Here is a 6,000-nt window from a genome sequence, read left to right as displayed (position 1 = left end):
TCGACTACATCGAGGTCTTTTACAATCGAACCCGTCGCCATAGTCATCTTGGCGGCCTGAGTCCCGAGGCCTTTGAACAAGCCGCGGCGTGAGGGTCAGGCGTGTCTAGTGTGCTCTGGGCAGTCCAAATCATAGGCCGGCAGCGTCTAGCATTCCCTGGGCAGTCCAGTCGAGGTACTGAATGACCGGCTTCGGGTAGTCAACCTTCACCCGTTGACCGGCTGCTTGAGATGGTGAGCGACGCCGAGCGGCCGCTGTCGGGCACGCCCATCGACTGACTGGTCATGGCCGGCCTCCGCCTTCAGATCTCTGACGTCGATAGATCGATATGCACGCGGAACTCAGGGCGCGTGCGCGCTAATCGAGCCACGAGATGCATGACTCAAGTCGATTCCTTGCCATTTGAATGTCGAGACACCGATGGCGACGCAACTCACGAAGATCGTCACCGATATCACGAGCATGATTTTGGTTTTCACGCCCATAAGGCTCCTAACACCGTTGTGATACAGGATTATCACTCAGTTGGACGTCGACCGCGACCGACCGCTTATGGCCGGAAGCTGCCATCAAAGCAGCGAAGCAAGCCCTGTCGGCTATACATAGGCCTATCGCAGCAGCTTCGCCTCCCCGTCGCAAAAACACGACGCAAGTCGCAATACCCCAACGCCAGACAACCTCCCACCAATTTTTAGATCAAACGTAAACAACTAGAAAAAATGTACAATACTGCATGACGCCCAACCCCGCCAAAGGCCCCCGCCCATGCGATCCGACGCCGAACTGCTCCTCCTGGACAAAACCACCGTCGAAACCCTGCTCCAACCCGACCACGTCCTAACCGCCGTTTCCGACGCATTCGACCTGCACCATCGCGCCGCGGGCCGCGTATTCCCGGTAATCCGCGAGCCTCTATCGACCGGCGGCGTATTCGGCATCAAGGCAGGCGACGTCGCGGGAGAGGCGTTGCTCGGCTTCAAGGCCGCCGGTTTCTGGCCCGCGAACCGCGAGCAGGGCGGCGAGCCGCATCAGGCCACCGTGATGCTGATCGATCCGGCCACGGGCCGGCCGCGCTGCGTGATCGACGGCAACGCGATCACCACGCTGCGCACCGGCGCGGCCGGCGGCCTCGGCCTGCGCGCACTGGCGAGGCCCGACAGCCAACGCGTCTGCGTGTTCGGCACCGGCGTACAAGCCCGCATCCAACTGGATTTCGCACTGCGAATGCTGCCGTCGATCACGACGGTGCATTACATCGGCTCGGACCGCACAGCCGGCGCGGCCAACGACGCGTTCGAAGCGCCGTTTCGCACGCGTTGCGCGATCTCGCCCGCCACCGACGCCAATGCGGCCGTGGCCGACGCGGACATCGTCATCACCGCCACGCCGGGCGGCCGCGTGCTGTTCGACGCGAGCGCCGTGCAGCCGGGCACGCACATCAACGCGGTAGGCGCCGACACGCAGGGCAAGCGCGAATTGCCCGATGGCCTGCTCGCTCGAACGCGGCTCGTGGTGGACGACCGCGAGCAGGCGCGCCGGATCGGCGAGGCGCAGTGGGCGCCGGAGCAGGAATGCGTCGAACTGGGCGAACTGCTGGCCGCACCGGCCTCGTTCGTGCGGGCGCGCGAGGACATCACGGTGTTCGACATGACGGGATTGGCGCTGCAGGATCTGACCGTGGCGCGGATGCTGGTCGAGCGCGCCAAGGCAGTCGGCGTGGGCACGCGCGTGGCATGGCCCTGGTAAGGCGGCCGGCGCCGCCCGCCGCCGGAATCGCTTACCAGCCGTAAAACCGCGGCCACACGGCCAGCGGCCCATCGTCGCCGATCGCCTGATATTCGGGATGCTGCGCCCCGGTCGCACAGGCATGATTCGGCAGGATCCGCAGCCGCGTGCCGACCGGCAACCGCGCGGCGATGTCGAGATCGGGCTCGCCGCTGCGCGAAACGATGCCGTGCTCCTGGTTCGCACTGCCGAGCAGGTAGCCGTCGAGCGGTGCGCCGTGCTCGTCGCACACCTGCCCGTAGCCGAAATCGTGCGCCTGGCGCTGCGTGCCGCGGTCGCGGCTCATCGCCATCCAGCCCGCGTCGACGATCGCCCAGCCCTTGTCCTCCTGATGCCCGATCACGGTGGTCAGCACGCTCAGCGCGATCTCGTCGGCGCGGCACACGCCCACGTTGTGCATGACCAGATCGAACAGCACGTACACGCCCGCGCGCACCTCGGTTACGCCGTCGAGTCGTTCGGCCGACAGCGCGGTGGGCGTCGAGCCGATGCTGACCACCGGGCATGGCAGCCCCGCGGCGCGCAGCCGGTCGGCCGCCTGCACGGCGCCGGCGCGCTCCTGTTCGGCGATCCGCACCAGGTCGGCCTGCGTGCTGTAGTCGTAGCTCGAGCCGGCGTGGGCGATCACGCCGCCGAGCGTCGCGCCGCCCGCCACGAGCGCGCGGCCCACCTCGATCAGCGCGGCGTCGCCGGGCTTGAGGCCGGAGCGGTGGCCGTCCACGTCGATCTCGATCCACACCTCGAACACGGCGCCGTGCTCGCGGCCGAACGCGGCGATCGCGGTGGCCGACGCGAGGCTGTCGGCCACCAGCTTGAGGTCGCAGCCGCGCTGGCGCAGCGCGAGCGCCTGCGGCAGCTTGGCGGCGGCCATGCCGACGGCGTAGACGATGTCGTCGATGCCCTGCGCGAAGAACTGCTCGGCTTCCTTCAACGTGGAAACGGTGATGCCGCGCGCGCCGGCCTCGATCTGCGCGCGCACCACCGGCTCGCACTTGGTGGTCTTCACGTGCGGCCGGAACCGCACGCCGAGCGCGTCGAGGCGCTGCTGCATGCGCGCGATGTTGCGCGTCATGCGCGGAACGTCGATCAGGGCCGACGGGGTGGGGAGTGTATCGAGTCGCATCGTGACGGATCCTGAAAGGGCCGGCGCCAACACCCCGCGAGGCAGCGCGCGCCGGTCGAGTCAAATTGACAGAATGTATTGAATTGGACACAATGTCTCGAAATCAGTCAAGACCGATTCTCCGTCTCCGTCCCCGTTCCTTGCCTCCATCTCCAGTGAGCCATCGATGAGCCAGCCGAATCTCCCGACCTACGCCGACGTCGCCGCCGCCGCTTCCCGCATCGCGGGCTTCGCCCATCGCACGCCCGTGCTGACCTCGCGCACGGTGGACGAAGCGCTGGGTGCGCAGGTGTTCTTCAAATGCGAGAACTTCCAGCGCATGGGCGCGTTCAAGTTCCGCGGCGCGTTCAACGCGCTGTCGAAGTTCAGTGACGCGCAGCGCAAGGCGGGCGTGGTGGCGTTCTCGTCGGGCAACCATGCGCAGGCGATCGCGCTGTCGGCGCGGCTGCTCGGCATGCCGGCCACCATCGTCATGCCGCACGACGCGCCGGAGGCGAAGGTGGCGGCCACGCGCGGCTACGGCGGCCGCGTGGTGATCTACGATCGCTACCGCGACGACCGCGAGCAGATTGGCCGCGATCTGGCCGAGAAGGAAGGGCTGACGCTGATCCCGCCGTACGATCACGCCGACGTGATCGCGGGGCAGGGCACCGCGGCGGCCGAGCTGATCGCCGAAACCGGCCCGCTCGACGCGGTGTTCGCGCCGCTCGGCGGCGGCGGGCTGCTGTCGGGTACGGCGCTGGCCACGCGCGAGCTGTCGCCGGGCGCCGCGATCTACGGCGTGGAGCCGGAAGCCGGCAACGACGCCCAGCAATCGCTGGCGGCCGGCCACATCGTGCGCATCGACACGCCGAAGACGATCGCCGACGGCGCGCAAACCCAATATCTCGGACAACTGACGTTCCCGATCCTGCGCCGCGACGTCACCGCCATCCTCACGGCCAGCGACGCCGAGCTGGTGGACGGCATGCGCTTCTTCGCGTCGCGCATGAAGATGCTGGTCGAGCCGACCGGCTGCCTCGGCTTCGCGGCCGTGCGCCAGATGAAGGATCGCCTCGCCGGCAAGCGCGTGGGCGTGATCATCAGCGGCGGCAACGTCGACCTCGAGAAGTTTGCCGCGCTGACGGCCGCCGCCGGCTGATGCCGGTTTGATTCCCGTTCTCTACTGCGGCGTCCAGCGATACACCACGATGCTGGAGCCGTTGTAGTTGTCCTTGGTGATCACGTATTCGCCGGTGGAGCGCAGATAGGCGCGCAGGCCGAACATCGAATCGACGTCGTTGCCGACATCCATCGCCGTCGAATTAGTATTGACCAGCGTGGTGACGAGGCTGCCGGTGCTCAGGTCGAACACGTCGATGTTCGGCACCGTGTGCACGTAGCCGACGAACAGGTAGCGCCCGGCCACCGCGATCGTCTTCGGGTTCGGGCTGCTCAGGTCGATCACCGGGTTCGGCGTGCGGTTGCCGGCGAGCCAGCCGTGATACACCTCCAGATGGCCGTTCATGGCCGTCCAGTCCCAGCTTCCCGCAATGCCTTGCGCCAGCACCATCGTGTCGGTGGGCGCCTGATAGATCACGCGCGTGATCGGCTTGACGGTGCCCGGCACCGGCATCGCCACGCCCGCGCGCCACGACGGCTTGCCGCTCGCGTCGAAGCCCGCGAACGGGTAGTGCGTGACCTGGCTCGAACCGGACATGCCGGCCCACACGTCGCCGTTCTCGTCGATCGAAAAGCCGCCCGTGACGATCGCGTTGGTGCCGAACAGCGCGCCGGGCAGCGAGCCGTCCGGAATCGCGATGTAGCCGCTCGCGGCCGGGTTGAAGTGATAGAAATTGTAGATGTCGGGGTTCTGGCCGGTGGCGACCAGGATCCGGTTGCCGCCCACGCTCGCGAGCTGGCCGAAATGCTGGCCGCGCTGATAATCCGTCATCGACAGCCGCGGATCGTTCGGATAGCTGAACGGATCGACCGTGTTCGCGACGAACTGGCCGCCCGCGCTGCCCGAATAGATGTTCATGCCGCTGTAGAACAGCGCGCCGTCGGTGACGGGGTCGGGCGCGGCCACCGCCTCGAAGTTCAGCGCCTGCAGTGCCCACGCGAGGTTGCCACTGCCGTCGTAGGCCTGCAGATCGGTCGTGCCGTTGCGGCCGAGATCCCAGCCGCCGCCCCACGGGTTGTTCAGCACGTACAGCACGCCGGCCGCATCGCGGCCGATGCCCACCACGCGCGTGAAGCGCTGCGCGCCCACCTGCCCCTTGATGCCGGTGGTGGCGTCGAGATAGCCGCCCGTCACACCGAAGGTGCCCGCCAGCGCAGGCTGGCCCGCGATCGCATACCGCTTGATGTTCATGTCGGGGCCACTGTCGCCCACCATCAGCTGGCCGCTCGGCGCGTCGTAGTAAAGCGCCGACGGCCGCGCGCTCGCGCCGATCTGGATCGTGTTGAGCTGCGTGCCCGTGGGGCCGATCTCGACGACCGTGCCGCTGTTCTTCTGCGCGACCCACAGGTTGCCCGCCGCATCGAGCGTGAGCGCGCCGGGCGTGGCGATCGGGATGTCGCGCTGCCAGACGCCGTCGGTGGTGAACACGCGCACGCGGTTGCTGAAGTAGTCGCTCGCATACAGCAGCGTGCCGGCCGTGGCGAGGCCGGTGATCACGTCGACCTTGGTGAGGTTGTCCCACACGCTGACCTTGATCGCCAGATCGCGCAGCCCCGTCGCGCGGTTGTAGCGCGCCACCGTGCCGGTCAGCTTGGCGCCTTGCAGCGGCGTGAAGATCGAGGTGGCGTTGCCGGTGATCGCACCGCCCTGAAATTCGGCATGGGTTCCGATCGAGCCGAGCGTCTTGCCGTTCTGATAGACGCCCACGCCGCCGGCGTTCTCGTCCCAGAACGACGCGGTGTAGATCGTGCCTTCGGGCGCGACCCACATCGAGCGCGCGCCGTTGCCGACGTGCGAGGCGATCGTGCCGTAGGTGTTGGCGATCCAGTCCGTCGAGGTCTGCGCGAGGGCCGCGGGCGTCAAGGCGGCGAGGCAGACGGTGACGATGACGGCGCGCATGCGTTGCATGACCATATCGAGTTCTCCTGAC

5 protein-coding genes are annotated in these 6,000 nt (G+C 67.5%); 3 read left to right on the top strand and 2 right to left on the bottom strand.

Going from position 1 to position 6,000, the window contains the following annotated elements; all coding sequences use genetic code 11:
• Positions 1-92, top strand: a 92-nt coding sequence (locus tag G3N92_RS35470; RefSeq protein WP_339385770.1) for an IS3 family transposase, incomplete at its 5' end; no start/stop codon positions are given.
• A gap of 673 nt (positions 93-765) precedes the next feature.
• A complete protein-coding gene (locus G3N92_RS06590; RefSeq protein ID WP_206126654.1) occupies positions 766-1,746 on the top strand; it encodes an ornithine cyclodeaminase family protein in 981 nt (326 codons plus the stop codon).
• Positions 1,747-1,777: 31 nt separating this feature from the next.
• Here the strand turns inward: G3N92_RS06590 and G3N92_RS06585 are convergent, their stop codons facing one another.
• Positions 1,778-2,908 carry a DSD1 family PLP-dependent enzyme gene (locus G3N92_RS06585; protein ID WP_206126653.1) on the bottom strand — a complete coding sequence of 377 codons (1,131 nt, stop codon included), beginning with the start codon at positions 2,906-2,908 and terminating at the stop codon, positions 1,778-1,780.
• A gap of 166 nt (positions 2,909-3,074) precedes the next feature.
• Here G3N92_RS06585 and G3N92_RS06580 point away from each other — a divergent pair, with 166 nt between their 5' ends.
• On the top strand, positions 3,075-4,049 hold the full coding sequence (locus G3N92_RS06580) for a threo-3-hydroxy-L-aspartate ammonia-lyase (RefSeq protein ID WP_206126652.1): 975 nt from the start codon (positions 3,075-3,077) through the stop codon (positions 4,047-4,049).
• 21 nt (positions 4,050-4,070) lie between these two features.
• Here G3N92_RS06580 and G3N92_RS06575 read toward each other — a convergent pair whose 3' ends face one another.
• Complete coding sequence (locus tag G3N92_RS06575) at positions 4,071-5,984, bottom strand: SMP-30/gluconolaconase/LRE-like region family protein (protein ID WP_206126651.1); 1,914 nt, start codon at positions 5,982-5,984, stop codon at positions 4,071-4,073.
• Positions 5,985-6,000: the final 16 nt, after the last annotated feature.

The organism is Burkholderia sp. Ac-20379 (assembly GCF_017104645.1).
GTDB lineage: Bacteria > Pseudomonadota > Gammaproteobacteria > Burkholderiales > Burkholderiaceae > Burkholderia.
The sequence above is the reverse complement of the archived record's forward strand: the minus strand, read 5'-3'. Positions and strand labels throughout refer to the sequence as shown.